The sequence below is a fragment of the Burkholderia sp. WSM2232 genome (assembly GCF_000472545.1).
Taxonomy (GTDB): Bacteria; Pseudomonadota; Gammaproteobacteria; order Burkholderiales; family Burkholderiaceae; genus Paraburkholderia.
Genome location: NZ_AWZV01000003.1, coordinates 121,860 through 137,385, shown reverse-complemented (window position 1 = coordinate 137,385; position 15,526 = coordinate 121,860). Strand labels below are relative to the sequence as shown.

At 63.3% G+C, this 15,526-nt stretch carries 12 protein-coding genes; all 12 read right to left on the bottom strand.

All coding sequences use genetic code 11. From position 1 onward, the window contains the following. Nucleotides 1-32 precede the first annotated feature (32 nt). The 12 genes from tagH to tssB all read right to left on the bottom strand — a co-directional run bounded on the left by tagH (nucleotide 33) and on the right by tssB (nucleotide 15,125). The gene (gene tagH / locus F757_RS0100600; RefSeq protein WP_027209663.1) at nucleotides 33-1,673 is read right to left on the bottom strand and encodes a type VI secretion system-associated FHA domain protein TagH; all 1,641 of its coding nucleotides are present in this window, start codon (nucleotides 1,671-1,673) and stop codon (nucleotides 33-35) included. Beyond that, nucleotides 1,670-2,218: a DUF6931 family protein gene (locus F757_RS0100595; protein ID WP_027209662.1), complete on the bottom strand. Its 549-nt coding sequence runs from the start codon at nucleotides 2,216-2,218 to the stop codon at nucleotides 1,670-1,672. The genes tagH and F757_RS0100595 overlap by 4 nt, the downstream gene beginning before the upstream one ends. Then, complete coding sequence (tssI, locus tag F757_RS0100590; RefSeq protein ID WP_027209661.1) at nucleotides 2,215-4,104, bottom strand: type VI secretion system tip protein TssI/VgrG; 1,890 nt, start codon at nucleotides 4,102-4,104, stop codon at nucleotides 2,215-2,217. Before tssI ends, F757_RS0100595 begins: the two co-directional genes overlap by 4 nt. An 82-nt stretch (nucleotides 4,105-4,186) precedes the next feature. After that, the gene (locus F757_RS0100585) at nucleotides 4,187-4,867 is read right to left on the bottom strand and encodes a hypothetical protein (protein WP_027209660.1); all 681 of its coding nucleotides are present in this window, start codon (nucleotides 4,865-4,867) and stop codon (nucleotides 4,187-4,189) included. 175 nt (nucleotides 4,868-5,042) lie between these two features. Continuing rightward, nucleotides 5,043-6,053 carry a TcdA/TcdB catalytic glycosyltransferase domain-containing protein gene (locus tag F757_RS0100580; protein ID WP_027209659.1) on the bottom strand — a complete coding sequence of 337 codons (1,011 nt, stop codon included), beginning with the start codon at nucleotides 6,051-6,053 and terminating at the stop codon, nucleotides 5,043-5,045. A gap of 63 nt (nucleotides 6,054-6,116) precedes the next feature. Further along, nucleotides 6,117-8,939: a type VI secretion system ATPase TssH gene (tssH, locus tag F757_RS0100575; protein ID WP_035466007.1), complete on the bottom strand. Its 2,823-nt coding sequence runs from the start codon at nucleotides 8,937-8,939 to the stop codon at nucleotides 6,117-6,119. Nucleotides 8,940-9,030: 91 nt separating this feature from the next. Then, the gene (tssG, locus tag F757_RS0100570; RefSeq protein ID WP_027209657.1) at nucleotides 9,031-10,047 is read right to left on the bottom strand and encodes a type VI secretion system baseplate subunit TssG; all 1,017 of its coding nucleotides are present in this window, start codon (nucleotides 10,045-10,047) and stop codon (nucleotides 9,031-9,033) included. Continuing rightward, nucleotides 10,011-11,924 (bottom strand): type VI secretion system baseplate subunit TssF, encoded by a 1,914-nt coding sequence (gene tssF, locus F757_RS0100565; RefSeq protein ID WP_027209656.1) that lies wholly within the window; start codon nucleotides 11,922-11,924, stop codon nucleotides 10,011-10,013. Before tssF ends, tssG begins: the two co-directional genes overlap by 37 nt. Before the next feature lie 5 nt (nucleotides 11,925-11,929). Beyond that, nucleotides 11,930-12,433 (bottom strand): type VI secretion system baseplate subunit TssE, encoded by a 504-nt coding sequence (gene tssE / locus F757_RS0100560; RefSeq protein WP_027209655.1) that lies wholly within the window; start codon nucleotides 12,431-12,433, stop codon nucleotides 11,930-11,932. Between the two features lie 54 nt (nucleotides 12,434-12,487). Beyond that, the gene (locus F757_RS0100555) at nucleotides 12,488-12,991 is read right to left on the bottom strand and encodes an Hcp family type VI secretion system effector (RefSeq protein WP_013341669.1); all 504 of its coding nucleotides are present in this window, start codon (nucleotides 12,989-12,991) and stop codon (nucleotides 12,488-12,490) included. 110 nt (nucleotides 12,992-13,101) lie between these two features. Further along, entirely contained in the window at nucleotides 13,102-14,595 is a 1,494-nt protein-coding gene (tssC, locus tag F757_RS0100550) for a type VI secretion system contractile sheath large subunit (RefSeq protein WP_027209654.1), read from the bottom strand. Between the two features lie 8 nt (nucleotides 14,596-14,603). Then, a complete protein-coding gene (gene tssB / locus F757_RS0100545; RefSeq protein WP_027209653.1) occupies nucleotides 14,604-15,125 on the bottom strand; it encodes a type VI secretion system contractile sheath small subunit in 522 nt (173 codons plus the stop codon). Nucleotides 15,126-15,526 lie beyond the last annotated feature (401 nt).

Genomic DNA, 15,526 nt, shown 5'->3' with positions numbered 1-15,526 from the left:
CTGCGGACGGTGCGCTGACGCGGTGGCTGCGCTCACGCTTGCGGGTCGTCGATGGCACGGGCCTTGAGGTGCGCGAGCTGCTGCTCGTAAGCCCGCGCGAATTCGTCGCCGAACAGGCGCCGAAAGCATTCGTCGGGGTCGCGGGTGAGCGCGTCGAACTGCTCCTTGTAGCGCTCCCAGTGACGCGGCCGCCCACCGAGAGGCAAGCGTCGCGCGCGGCCTTCCGACTCTTCGATGCGCGCGGGATCGAACTGGGCCAGCATCGACTGGAACGCCGAGCGCACGCCCGCGAGCATTGCCATCTGATGGTTGCGGATGTCGGCGGCGGCATCGTTGAGCGCCGCGTTGCCGGACAGGAAGCCGCCGTCCGACGGCGCGAACAGCCTGCGGACCGCTTCCTGCGCGGTCGGCGCGAACTTGAGCGGGTTGTTCTCCGAACGCTGGATGAGCGTTGCGGGCAGCCGGAAGCGGTTCTTCAGTTCGGCGCGGGCGCGCAGCACGTCCATCATCGCGTCCACCGCGATGTGGAGCATGTCGGTCAATTGCTGCGACTGCGCATCGGCGGATGCCGGCGGGACCGCGCTGGTTGTGGTGGGGCCCGGAGTGGCCGTTGGTGGTGACGGCGGTGATGTTGGTTTGGCTGATGACGTTGATGACGTTGATGACGTTGCGGAACGCTCCGTAACCGGTGCCGCTGTCACCGGACCGATTTGCGAAACCACTGCGCCGGTCGCAACGGACGAGACCGGTGCAACGGACGAGACCGGCGCGACGGCGGAATCCGGAAGATCCGCGCTAGCCCGCGGCGAATGCTGCAAATCCGACGACTGCGGCGAGTTCGGCGTGTGCGACTGATCCGCCGATGCTCCCGCGACCTGCTCCTCATCGCCCGGCTCGGGTTGCTCCCCGGAGCCCGCTTCGACCCGGCTCGCAGTTGCATCCCAATCGTCCGGCAGCAGCGGGCCGCTCGCTCGCGGCTGTTCGACTTGCGGCGGGCGGAACCGGTCCGCGACCGCCGGCATGTGGTTCCAGTCCGGCGCAGCCGGACCCCCGGGCGCCGCCTCGTCGAAATACGAAGGGGGCGCGTCAAAGAGCGCGAGCGGATCGAGGCTCGACCCCGCCGCGGACGCATCGGCCGCACCGGGAATCAGACCTTCGGCAAAGCCTGCGCCGCCAGACGCGCCGGCGCCGCGGGACGGCAGCAGCACGCTCAGATCGAGCGGCTCGGCGTTCTGCACGCGATCCGCTGCCATGTCGGAGACAGGCGACGCTACCGCCAATGGTGCGGGCGCCGCCGTTTCGCGAACCTCTCTCGATGCATCGCGCGAGGTAGGGTCCTGCTCCACCGTCTCGCCGCCAACACGCACGGCGATCTCGAACGTATCGATCTGCAACCGGTCACCGTCTTTCAGCGCCGCCGGATCGCCCCTTTGCAGAGCGGCGCCATTGAGCAGCATGCCGTTGGTGCTGCGGTCCTCGACGAAATAGAGGCCGTTCAGATAGCGCACCAGAGCGTGCAGCCGCGACACACCTTCGGTGCCGAGTACCCAGTCGCAGTCTTCGGAGCGGCCGATGCTGCCGTCCCGACAGTCGAACACGTGCTCGCGCCGGCCTCCGAGACGCTCGCCCCGTTCGCCCTGCACCGAAAGAATCAGACTGTGCGCCGTTCTCATTGCGTCGCTCCGCTCGTACTGTTAGGGATGCCGAGCAGTCCCAGTGCGTCGCGCACGAACGCCGTACGGCGTGCGTCGATCTGCGCCGGGACCAGCGCGGCCATGTAAGTGACGGCCGCCATTGCCGCAATCGCGCTCAGGTGTTCGGGCGGCGGCGTGGGCTGCTCGTTGCGTGGATTCAGGTTGCCGCCGGTCCAGCCGGCTGACGCACATGCCCATGCGCCGATGGTCCGGTAGCGGTGCTCGCTGGCGAACAATGCCGCAGCGGCCCGCTGCGCCTCGCCCGGCGCACGCACCCATGCTTCGGCAAGCGCAACACCTTCGCGGTCGTGCGCGCCGAGGGCCTCGCGGCTCGCGCACTGACATACCCACGCAACCGTGTAGCGACGCGGCAGGAGGCGCGCGAGCAGACTGAGCGCGTCGGCGGCCAGTCCGTCGTCGAGCAGCGTCTGTACCGCGCCGCGCGGCGTCATGCCCGGTTCCAGGCGGGCGTTCGCCGGCGCGGAAAGCCGCATCTGCCGGGCAGCGTCGAAAAGCGTGGTCATAGCGGCAGGATCATCGGTGCCGCGCCGCCGAGTATTGCGCTGGCCGTGCCGATCAGTTGCAGGTTGGTGGATTGCACGAGGCAGTCGGCCTCGGACAGGATTTCCATCGCGGCAATCGAACTGATGTTCAGATTCGCTTTGGAATTGAGTTCCATCGCGAGCCCCGAGGTCATTGCCACGTTGAGTTCGCCGTTCACCGTGACGTTGGTGCCCTCGATCGCGATCTCGCCCGTGCTGTTTAACGTGATACTCGCGAGTCCGGTCACCAGCCTGATCTGCTTGCCGGCCGTGAGCGTGTAGTTGCGCGCCACCTGCACGTCGTGGTCGTGCTCCGATTCCTCGCGCAAATTTTTCTGCGCATGAATCAGCACCTCTTCGCTGCCCTTTTTGTCCTCGAAGCGGATCTCGTTGTAGTCCTCGGCGGAGCCGGTGAGGCTGCGGGTTTTCACGCCGCTTTGGGTGCGGTTTTCGGGCAGGCTGTACGGCAGCATGTTGTCCGCGTTATAGACGCTGCCGATAATCAGCGGCCTGTCCGGATTGCCGTCAAGAAAGCTGACCACCACCTCCTGCCCCACGCGCGGAATGAACTGCGCGCCCCAGCGCTTGCCCGCCCACATCTGCGCGACGCGCACCGGGCAAGAGCTCTGGGCGTTCGGCTTGGCCGGGCGGTTCCAGAAGAACGTGACCTGCACCCGGCCATACTTGTCGACCGCAATGTCTTCCGGCGTGTTGCCCTCTACTACCGCGGTCTGCAGGCCGGCAATCACGGGGCGCGGCGTGAGCGGCATGGTGCGAAACGGCTGACGGCTGCGAATCGCCCTGAACGCGCAGTGAAACGGCTCCTCGTCTTCGTCCGCGCCGCCGCCCGTCACGTAGTCCGGCTCGACGAGCCGCATCTCGGTTTCGATCACGAGATACTCCTGATTCGCCTCCGCAAGCGGAAAGTCCTTCAGCCTGAACAACGCACCGGTGGCGAGACCGCATGCGTCGGTGTGCCCGGCGCTCGTCAGCATCGGCACGTTGAGCGCGTCGACGCGCACCTGCGCGTAGCGCTGACCGTCCTGCAGGCGCTGGTCGTGGCCCACGTAGTCGTACGAGTAGTCGTAGATGTCCAGACCGCTCACGCTGTGGGCATCGTCCTTGTCGGTGACGTCCTCGGTGGCGAGCAGCGACGCTTTCGGTTTCAGATAGTCGTAGTCGTCCAGTTGCACGCGCGTTGCATTCATCGCACGCGCGGTGGTCCAGTCGCTGATAGACGCCTTCATGCGTTTGCCGCGTTCGGTAGGCGGCGCATAAGGGATCTGCTCGAAACCGGCTACAGGTGAGTGAGCGCCGAGCGCATCGGCCAGCACCATGGTGTGCACACCGTCCGCATGCGTGAAAAAGTAGTAAATGCCTTCCTGCTCCATCAACCGGCTAATGAAATCAAAGCCGCTCTCGCGGTATTGCACGCAGTAGTCGCGCGGAGCGTAGCTACCGCTTAGACTCAGTTTCAGGTCTACATAGCCGGCGTCGGCGAGCACCGACTTGACGATCTGCGGCACGCTCATGCTTCGATAAATGCGACAGTCGCGCCGGCGTGTCGCAAGCCACGGCTTCGGCACGACCCCGAACGTGTAGACGGCGTAACGCATGTTTTCGATGTTCACAAAGCCGCCCTGCTCGCACTCGTTGACCATACCGTTGAAGTACCGCGTATAGCCTTGCGGAGTGACGAGCTTGACTGTCATCGGCGTGCCAAGCAGCGCGCGCAAATCGATCTGCGGGTTCTTGCTGATCGCCTCGATCCGGTATGAAAAAAGACGGCCGAGCGATTCAGTCGCGGTCATGTTCGAGAACAACAGACTGGCGCCGAGGTTCGAGGCGAGCGTAATTGCGTGAGCCATGATGATTGACGGGAGCGGGTTGCGTGGAAAGTCCGGTCGGTGCGGCGCGCCAGGTTGTGCGTGGCGCGAGCGTCCAGGCGTGCTAAAGGACCACGTCCACGCTGAACCTGGGCAGATTCGCCGCCGACTTCACATTTCTCTCGACCTGCGTTTTGAGCGATGTTTTGAAGCTCTCGCGGATCTCGCCTTTGAAACGCGACACGGAGACCCACTCGTCAAGCATCTCCTTGAGTGCTTCGCTGGTGATCAAGCTTTCTTTTGCGGGCAGCGTCGAATCTTCTATCAGCTTCTTGCGTAGCGTTTCGAGGTTCGCGGCACGTTTGTCCCAACCGCCGTCGCTCGCCCCACCAATGTGGATCGACTCGGGTCCGACGTCGACCGTCACGCCGCTCTGGTGGATCGCGTCCTGCACACGCTTGCGCCGCACCGTCAGATGGAACTTGCTGACATTGATCTTGAGCGGCGAGGTCTTTTTCAGCTGACCGATTTTCAGCGTGGCGTTCACGTGCGCAGAGAGAAAAAGGACGTCCTCCGTACCGTCTTCTTCGCTCACTGTCCACGGAATCACGACGGCGTTCGAAATGAGGTTCACGGACTTCGACTTGTTGTCCTTCGCGTCGTCGGCCAGCACATTCTGGTATGTGAAGCGGGGATTCGATCCGTGCTCGAAGTTCTGGATGAGCCTCGTCACGAACTGCACGACATTCCTGTCGCTCAGTGTGGACAGTTCCGCGAATCCATCGTTGTTCTTTCCTGCTGGCATCGCCTTATCTCCCGACGCGGTTGGTTCGTCTTTCGAAGAACACAACAGCCGGGACTCGCGATCTATTCCTTCCTCGGAAAGCAAAAAATCGACAAACGCGGCGCACGGCAAGCGGGACAAGGCAGTGACGCGCGGTCGAACGCGGGGAAACTGAGCGGCACCGATGACGCAAGGCTCAAAGCCAGTCGTGGAAGTAGCTGTCTCTCACCTTGTGCATCGGGAAATACCAGTTATCGCGCATGAATAGCTTGTTCTCAAGGCTCTGATCCGGACTCTGCGAGCTAGCCAGGTCCGTGAACATCTGGTCGCGCAGTTTCGTGAAGCCGGAGCTCTCGGCCGCCGCGGTGGGGCCTGTCATCTTGATGGTGCTTCCGCGCACGTCGTTCAGGTACTGGGCGCGCAGGTCGTCGCTGGTTTTCAGCGAGCGAAACCTGCTATGGATGAGTGTCTTATACGACTTCAGGCCATTGCTGCGAGCGTGGCTGGCGATGATCGAGTTGCTGATGGGTGGCGGATCATCTCCGCGAATATTCGCTCGCCACCAGTCCGCACTTGTCCAGTCGTTTTCGCTCACGCCGTTGCGCCACACGGCATTCACGGCGGAAAAGCGCGGATAAGACTGGTGGCAGATAATGTCGCCGAGCGGACTCACGCAACTGACGTCCGTATCGACATAAATGCCGCCGTACTGCAAAAGAATCTCGATGCGCAGGATGTCGCTGGCCGAGCCGAAGTTGGCGCCGCGATTGACGAGTTCGCTGCGATAAATCGCTGCGTTCTTGCCCATCTTCAGGTCGCGCTGCACTTCGCGCAGCTTGATTCCGTTCGCCTCGCAAAAGTTGATGATGGAGTTGACCTGCTGCGCGCGCATACCTCGCAGAGTCTCGCCGCGCTGGTTCAGATAGTCTTTCAGATAGCTGATCGTGGCGGCATCGCCGCCGCTTTCCCCAAGGCTCCGCGCGACGTCTTGCCATTGCTCCACAGAAACGCGCCCACCGCTTTGCGCGCTGACGTGATCGCTGATCTGCCGGCGGCGTTCGCCGGTCAACAACTGGTTGGCGTCGATCCAGAGATTGACTTGCCAGTCGGGATTCATCCTCGGAAACGTGACGATGCAATCGCGGTTCCGCTGCGGTATATCGCCGCCGATCCAGATGATATGAATGACCTTTGGAATGGCTCTCAACTTTCTGAACTCCTCATATAGATCAGTTAACCCAAGCTCCTCGCGGCACGCGCGCCCTTCGCGCTATGCCAGCGCATTGGCAGGCGCATCGGCAGGCACAGTGACAGCCGGCGCGCAGGCGTCGAACGAATACGCGAAATCGCCCTGCTCTACGCTTACGCGAACCTGCCGGATCTCGCCGCCGTCGATCAACCGCGCCAGGAACTCGCGGCTGATTGCGGGCAACATGGTGTTGGTGAGTATTGCGTCTATCATCCGGCCGCCGGATTCGCTCTCGTTGCAGCGCCCGACGATCAGGCGAATAACCTCGTCGTCATAGTCGAACGACACGCGGTAGCGCTCCTCCACGCGACGCTTGATGCGGTTCATCTGCAGCGTGACGATTCGCGCCAGCATGTCAACGCTGAGCGGGAAGTACGGAATCGCGACGAGCCGGCCGAGCAGCGCGGGCGGAAACACGTCCAGTAACGGCTCGCGCAGCGCCTTCGCGAGCGCCTCGGCATCCGGCACGGCGGCCGGGCGGCTGCAAAGCTGCGCGATCCGTTCCGTGCCGATGTTCGTCGTCAGCAGAATCAGCGTGTTGCGGAAGTTGATCGAGCGGCCCTCGCCGTCTTCCATCACGCCCTTGTCGAAGACCTGAAAGAACAGTTCGTGCACGTCCGGATGCGCTTTCTCTATCTCGTCGAGCAGCACCACGGAATACGGCTTGCGACGCACCGCTTCCGTCAGCACGCCGCCCTCGCCGTAGCCGACATAGCCCGGCGGCGCGCCCTTGAGCGTGGACACCGTGTGCGCCTCCTGGAACTCGCTCATGTTGATCGTGATGAGGTTCTGCTCGCCGCCGTAGAGCGCCTCGGCCAGTGCCAGCGCGGTCTCGGTCTTGCCGACGCCAGAGGTGCCCGCGAGCATGAACACGCCAACCGGACGATCAGGATTGTCGAGGCCGGCGCGCGAGGTTTGAATGCGCTTTGCGATCGCTTCCATCGCATGGTCCTGGCCGATCACGCGCTCGCCCAGCACGGTCGCCAGATTCATCACGGTCTTCAGTTCGCTGCGCACCATCCGCCCGACGGGAATGCCGGTCCAATCCGAAACCACCGAGGCGACCGCCTGATAATCGACGCTCGGCAGGATCAACGGAGCCTCGCCCTGGAGTGCGGCGAGCTCGGCTTGCAGCCGCTTGAGCTCCGCAAGCATGTCCGCCTGCGCGGAAGGGTCGGGCGCGGGCACATCTGCGAACGCAGGCGCCGAGGCCGTGCCCGTTTGCGTGATCCGGTCCGCCTCGCCCTCTGCCGGCCGCGCGACATCTTCACTCGCTTTATCAACCGCGGCGCTACCGCCGCGCAGTTGCGCACGCAGCGTCAGAATCCGCTCCACCAGCGCTTTTTCTCCGGCCCATTCCGACTCGCGTTGTGAGCGGCGCGCGCGTGCTGTCTCGAGTGCGAGCGCGACGCGCGCTTCGCGCTCGGTCACGTCGATGCCCACGCTCCTTTCGCGCTCGATGATTTTCTGTTCGGTCTCCAGCGCCTCGATCCGCTTGGACATGTCGTCGATTTCGGCAGGCGTCGCATGCTGGCTGATCGCCACCCGCGCACAAGCCGTGTCGAGCAGGCTCACCGACTTGTCCGGCAACTGGCGCGCAGGAATATAACGATGCGACAGCGCGACAGCCGCTTCGAGCGCCTCGTCGAGAATCTGCACCCGGTGATGCTGCTCCATCGCGCTCGCGACACCGCGCATCATCAGAATGGCTTTTTCTTCATCGGGCTCGTCGACCGGCACCGTCTGGAACCGCCGCGTCAAGGCCGGGTCCTTTTCGATGTGCTTGCGATACTCGGCCCATGTCGTCGCGCCGATCGTGCGCAGCGTGCCTCGCGCGAGCGCCGGCTTGAGCAGATTTGCGGCGTCCGAGGTGCCGGCCGCGCCGCCCGCGCCAACCAGTGTGTGCGCCTCGTCGATGAAGAGAATCACTGGCCTGGGCGACGCCTGTACTTCGTCGATCACCTGCCGCAGCCGGTTCTCGAATTCGCCCTTCATGCTGGCGCCGGCCTGCAACAGCCCGACATCCAGCGTGCGCACCACCACGTCCTTGAGCGCCGGAGGCACGTCGCCGCGCGCGATCCGCAGCGCAAAGCCCTCGACAACGGCGGTCTTGCCGACTCCCGCCTCGCCGACCAGCATCGGATTGTTCTGGCGGCGGCGCATGAGTATGTCGATGAGCTGGCGAATCTCGCTGTCGCGCCCGACGACAGAATCGAGCCGGCCCTCGTGCGCCTGTGCGCTCAGATCCACCGTGAATTGCTGCAACGCCTGCTGTCTGCCCATCTGCGCCGGCGCAATGGAGCCGCTGCTTTCGCCGGGCGCAGGTGCGAGGCCCAGACGGAAACCGTCGGTCGCCTCAAGGCGCTCTTCCGGCGATCCCGCGACGATCTCGCCGAACGCATCCGCCAGCGCCTCCGCCTTCACCTTCGCGAACTCGGCGGACAACGCGTGCAGCGCGTTGCGCAAATGGCGCGTGCGCAGCGCGCCGACGAGCAGATAGCCCGTGCGAACCTGAGCCTCGCCGAACATCAGCGTGGCGAAGACCCAGGCGCGCTCGACCGATTCCTCCACGTCGGCGGAGAGATCGCTGATCGTCGTATTGCCGCGCGGCAGACGCTCGAGCGCCGCGGTCAGATCGCGAGCAAGATTCGACGGGTCCACGTCGAAGTGCCTGACGATACGGTGCAGGTCGGAGTCCTGCAATTGCAGGATCTGATGCACCCAATGCGCCATTTCGACATACGGGTTGCCGCGCAGTTTGCAAAACACGGTGGCGCTTTCGATGCTCCGGTAGGCAAGCGAATTGAGCTTGCCGAACAGCGCGCCGCGACTGATCTCGGCCATGATGACGATCCTTTCAAATAGAGTGGCCGGCTTGATGCCGCCGGTTGGAAGTCAGGACGCGAACGCGTCGGTGCAATGTATTCACCTGGTCTCAGTCGACCGGCGTCAGCACGACTTCATCCGCATCCACGGGCTTGCGGTAATGGCCGATCCATGTGCTGAACCCCATGCGTCCCATCTGGCCGAGATGGGTCGCGGGCACCTCTTCTTTCTTGAGCACGATCTGCAGGTCCCAGCGCTTTTCCCGGCCCACGTAGAGCTTTACCGCAGCCACCAGTTCGGCGAGCGCGTCGCCGCCCGGCAAAAACCGCTTGAACTCGCCAAGCGGCAGCGGCCCGATGCGCAAACGAAAGCGTTGCTGCGCGCCCCGCACATGTGCCCCGAGCGTCGCGTCGCGACCCAATGACGCCACCGCAACGCCCATTCGCAGGTGCGTGTCGCGCGGCAACTGCATCCAGCCCGTCATAAATTCGAGCACCGCAACGGGCACGCCGAAGTAGTGCGCAAGAAAGCCCCTGAGCCCCTCCGCATTGCGGGCCTGCGGCACCAGCCGCCCGGCGAAAAAGCGTTTGTACTGATCCGGCAGCGCGTCGCGTCCTGCCAGTTGCGGCGCCGCCATTCCAATCAGCGCGCCGACATACGTGCGAAAGCGGTCTTCGGTGGGACGATCGAGCTGAACCGTGGGCTGCGCATCGGCCCACGCGCGGTAGAAAAGACTCAGCATCCGGTGATGAAAGATGTCGGCAAACGCCACGAGTGACGTGTCCTTCGCGTTGCGCTGACGCTCGAGCGCATGCTCGGTCAGATGCAACGGCAACGGACCGTTCGGTCCGAATAGGCCGAAAAACAGCCCGTACAGCGTGCCTGGCGAGCCCGGCGCCCCGCGCTCGAAGCGCTCGATGCCGCGCGGCGCGAACTCGAGCGTCGCCGCATGAGCAAGCCGCACGGGATCGTCGGCAGGCTTGGTCGAATGGCCGAAGCGCGGATGGTCCGGGTACGCGCATTCGAGCCGGCGCATCGCCTCGAAAAACTCGAAGTCGAATGGCCGTTCGCTCAGCGCGACCTCGAGCGCTAAAGGATCGGACGCTTGCCGGGTGTGGCGGGCCATCGGGCTACCTCGTTACGTTCGAAGGTGCGCAAGACAGTCTCGGTGAACGAATTCAGCGAGACGTAGCGCGCGAAAAAGTGCTGAAGCACCGACGCGAGCAGAAACGCGCTGCTGCCCTCGAAGGCGGCGTCGCTGCAGGTCAGTGTGATTTCAAGGCCGCGTCCGTACGTGATCGGTCCGGGCACCGGCATCCGTCGCGTGGCGGGCCTTGCGGCGACCCGCTTGATGCCCTCGATCTTCCGGCGTGCCGCCGCGTCGAACTCGTCGCGATAGAGGCCGAGCATCTCGCGCAATGCCGCGGCATTCTTCTCGCCCTCGCTGTCGCGGTCGCCGTCACGGCTGTCCTCGAAGAGCGAGAGGTAATTGAGCTGCAGGTGACTGATCAGCCGCCATGCGGTCTCGCCGGTCGCGGTCGGCGCGCGTGGCCGGGTCGGACCGGCGATGCAGCGAATCGATGCGACCGGCGCGTCGGTGTCCAGCGTGAAATCGGTGTACGACTTGCCGACCGGCATGTGCAATGGCAGATCGCGATTCGTGCACAACACCCTCAAGCCGAGCTGACGCAGCGTGCTGGAGTACGGCGCGTCGTTGGCGTCGACGAGCGCAATAAACGTCTCGCTGCCCACATAGCTGGACCGCGCACCGTTCTGCAATTGCCTGCCCGAAAGAAGACGCGGCTCGCGGCGCAACGTATAGAACGCCGACTGCGCGTGATGCCAGGTGCGCGACGTGCCGCCATAGAACGGCAAGAAGCTTTGCTGCGGTTCCTGACTGTCGCCATAGCCCTGCACGTCGAGCACGCTGTGCACCTCGAAATCCATTGGACGCGTGCGGTCGCCGATCACGTGATACTCGCTCTTGCCTTGCTGCAGATGGATCCGGTCGGCCCGCTGCTCGAACAGGTTGACCGCCGGCGTGCAGAACAGCCTGAAGTTGCCGGCGTCGAGCGAATGATGCAGCCTGGCCACGCCACGACCGAGCCACACTATGATCTCGAACTCATTGCCCTGAGCCCGTGCGAGCGCGGAGCGCAAGCCTGTGAATTCCACAAAGCGAAAGCGCTCGGGGCACGCGAAATATTCCTGCAGCAGTCGGTAGCCGCTGAACGAACGGTCGCCGTATGGCAGCATCGCCTCGTGTTCGTCGAAGCCTGGCGCGCGCAGCGCCGCGGCGTCATGATGCTCGCTGACGAATTGGCCTTCCTGCGCGCCTCGCACCCGGACCGTATAGCCCGCACCGTTTGCGAGCATCTGCTCGTAGACGACGTTGGGTAGTTCGTCCGCGCCGGCAAGGTGAACCGGCAGGCTGTCGAGCGCCAGCATGTTGGTCTGCGCGCCGGACAAGGTGGACAAGCGCAGCCGCAAGCCTGCGCGAACTTCGCGCCCCGGCGGCGGCACGAGACCGGCAGCGGCAAGCGCGGCCGGCGTGTCGAAATAGCGCGCCTCGGTGAGTTCGAGCGGCCACAGCGTGACTTCGTGCGCGGTTCGATACTCGCATGCTGTGCGGTCGCCGAAACCCTTCAGGCTGCGCAGCACCGTGTGCCGCGCGACCGTATGACCGCCAACGGGCAGATCCTGGGTGCCGTCGGGATGCATTTGCACCACCGCCATCGACGGAATCGGCAGCAGATAGTGCGGATAAATCATTTCCAGCAAATGCTGGGTGAACACCGGGTACTGCGCATCGAGTTTCAGTTGCACCCGTGCGGCGAGAAACGCGAAGCCTTCCAGCAGCCGCTCCACATAGGGATCGGCGCATTCGAAGCCCTCCATGCCGAGGCGCCCCGCGATCTTCGGATAGGCGCTCGCGAATTCCGCGCCCATCTCGCGAACATGCTGCAGTTCGCGGTTGTAGTAACTGAGAAGACGTGGGTCCATGGTAGTCAACCGAAATGTTGCGAGACCCGGAATTCTCCGGTCTCGAGATCGACGTCGGTATGCAGATAGAGCGCAAGCGGCATGGGTTGCGCCCACATCTGCGACTCGATACGAAAACTCAGCGAGCGTGCGTTCATCACCGCGTCGTCGACTTTCACGGCCACTTGCACCGTGTCCGCAATCAGGCGAGGCTCGAAGTCGATAAGCGCTGTGCGGATACGCTCCTGCAACATGCCTGCGTCGATGCCGGACAACGGCGCGCCGGCCAGGTCCGGGATACCGAAGTTCAGGACGGAGTTGGCGACGTGATCCAGCCCGGGAAGACCGTCGCTCTCCCACTGCCGCGTGCAGTTCAGGAGCGCGGCAATGTCACGCGTCACGTACTCGCGCAGGCGAGCCGCCGTGATGACCCGCTGCTCGCGGCTCTCGTCTGGCTCGCCCGGCGCCATGTCGGTGAGCCGGTCGAGCAACGAGGGCTGCAAGCGCTCCTGAGGGGTTAACTCCGCCATCCGTTCGGCATCCTTATCGTAAGAAGCACCTTACCGTCGTGCAGCCAGGCCCGCTTACTGCTTCGCGACCTGCTGAATGTCGAACGTGAAGTCCTTCGTGCCGCCGCTTGCCTTGCCTTCGTCGTCCTGGGGCTGGAACGAATACTTGAACTTGCCGAAGTGGAGTGTGATGTTTTCGGTCAGACGCTCGTCGCCCCCGCTGCCGCCGGTCGCGACCGAGGTGATCAGCACGCCTTCGCTCAGTTCGATCGTGAGGAAGTCCGTTTGCTGACCGGTCGCATTAGTCACGTACAGATTGGCGGTTTCAAGCCGTGCGCCCGTGCAGCAGGCGTTGAGGATCGCGTTCGAGCAACTGTCGACGTACTTGGTGATGGTGATGTCCTGGATGTTCGCCTTGCCGCCCGACGCGTAGCCCGCGCCTGTGTGCAGGTTGCCGGTGTTGCTGACGCCCCACGACCACGCGATGATCGGCACCTCGTTCTTGTGCTTCGAATGATTGGACGCGCCCTGGATCGTGACCGAACCGGAGCCGAATTTCAGGTGCATATCGAATGCCATATTGACCTCTTCCCGTTGCTAATAAGTGTGCTCGCCACCAGGGCGAACGTGGAGCCCGTAGCATTTGCGCTGCGGACAGGTTCTTTGCATGGTGCCGCGGTGCCGCACCCCTACGCCGCGAGTGCGGAGGGCAGGCGCGATACGAGCCGCAGCGACACCGTCAGGCCTTCCAGCTGGTAATGCGGTTTCAGGAAGAACTTGGACGTGTAGTAGCCGGGGTTGCCCTCCACTTCCTCGACCACCACCTGCGCGGCGGCGAGCGGCTTGCGCGCCTTGGTTTCTTCGCTGGAGTTCACCGGATCGCCGTCGACATAGTTCATTACCCAGTTCGACAACCAGCTCTCCATCTGCTCACGCGTACTGAACGAACCGATCTTGTCGCGCACGATGCACTTCAGGTAGTGCGCAAAGCGGCAGCACGCGAACATGTAAGGCAACCGCGCCGAGAGGTTCGAATTCGCGGTCGCCGACGGATCGTCGTACTCTTCCGGCTTTGCCACCGACTGCGCGCCGATGAACGCGGCGACATCCGAGTTCTTGCGGTACACGAGCGGCATCAGGCCCATTTTGTCGAGTTCCGCCGAGCGCCTGTCGGTGATCGCAATTTCTGTAGGACACTTTATGTCGACGCCGCCGTCGTCGCTCGGGAACGCGTGAACCGGCAGGTTCTCGACCGCGCCGCCCGACTCCACGCCACGAATGCGTGTGCACCAGCCATACAGCTTGAACGAGCGGTTGATGTTCACCGCCATCGAATAAGCCGCGTTCTGCCATGTGTACTTGGACGAATCAGCACCTTCCGTGTCTTCTTCGAAATCGAACTCCTCGACGGGATCGGTCTTTGCGCCGTAAGGCAGGCGCGCAAGCGTGCGGGGCATCGTCAGCGCCAGGTAACGCGCGTCGTCCATTTCGCGCAGCGAGCGCCAGCCGGCGTAGTCCGGCGTCGTGAAGATCATCGACAGGTCACGCGGGTTGGCGAGCTCGCTCCAGTTTTCCATGCCGAGCAGGCTCGAATCGGCGGCAGAGATGAACGGTGCGTGCGCGGCGGCGGCAATCTGCGAGATGCCGCGCAACATTTCAATGTCCTGCGGACTATGATCGAAGTAGTAATCGCCGATCAGGCAGCCGTACGGTTCGCCGCCGAGCTGGCCATACTCCTCTTCGTAGATGCGCTTGAACACCGGGCTCTGGTCCCATGCAACGCCTTTGAAGCGCTTGAGGTTCTTCCCCAACTCCTTCTTCGACACATTCAGCACGCGAATCTTGAGCATCGGATCGGTCTCCGAATTCGTGACCAGATGATGCAGGCCGCGCCATGCACCTTCCAGTTTCTGGAATTGCTCGTGATGCATGATGCGATTCAACTGCTCTGTGATCTTGCGATCGATCTCCGCGACATACGCATTGATGGTTTGCGTCACGTCGTCGGAGACGATGTTCGAATCTTGCAGCACCTGCTCGGCGAGCGTGCGCACCGCCGCCTCGACCTCTTCCCTCGCGCGTTCGTTCTTCGGGCGAAACTCCTTGTTGAGCAGCGCGGCGAAGTCGCTCGTAACGCTCAGCGTGCCTTGTGCGGCCGCTTCCAACTGCTTCTGGCTTTCCATGATCGCGCTCACTCCTGTCCGGCTTCGGTGTCGGCAGGCTTCGGAGCGGCGCTTAGCGATTGCAGCAGCGCCGGGTCCTTCAGCGCCTCGGCAATCAGTTTCTCCGCGCCGGCCTTGCCGTCGAGATAAGTACCAAGATTCGCCAGTTGCGTGCGTGCCTGGAGCAGCCGCGCGAGCGCATCGACCTTGCGCGCGACTGCGGCGGGCGAAAAGTCGTCCATGCTTTCGAAGGTCATGTCGACTTCGAGATTGCCTTCGCCTGTCAACGTGTTGGGAACGTTGAAGTTCACTCGCGGCTTCATCGATTGCATGCGGCTGTCGAAGTTATCGACATCCACCTCCAATGCCTTGCGTTCCTCTATCGGCGGAAGATCGCCGCTGTTGGCGCCGGACAGATCCGACATCACGCCCATTACAAACGGTATCTGCACTTTCTTTTGCGCACCGTACAGCTCGACGTCATATTCGATCTGTACGCGCGGCGCACGATTTCGCGCAATGAATTTCTGACTGCTCTGTCTCGTTGCCATACGCTCGTTCCTCTGGATGCATTCGGGTTCGGGATTCGAAGGAGCCGGGGTGTTTGCGACCGGCCGGCTCGCCAGACGCGGCGTGCTGTGCCCGCGCATCGTCCACGCTCACACAACAGCGCAGAGCCGCGATCTATTCCATGGTTTTTGAATCGATCCGCCTGAGCGCTCGCACATCGACACAGCCGCCTTCCGCACCAACAACATCTGGGCCGGCGTGAATATTCCATCGCCGGATTCAGTGCGCGAAAAATGCGCGGGTTGCACGCTGCGCGCCACGCCGCAACATTCGTCACGACATGCCGGAATAAATTTGGGTAGCCGGCTGTTCAGTCAGCAACAGTGGTTAAGGAACCGTGGCTTCAGTACCCGGCACGCAATGACATTTTCCGAAGATCCCC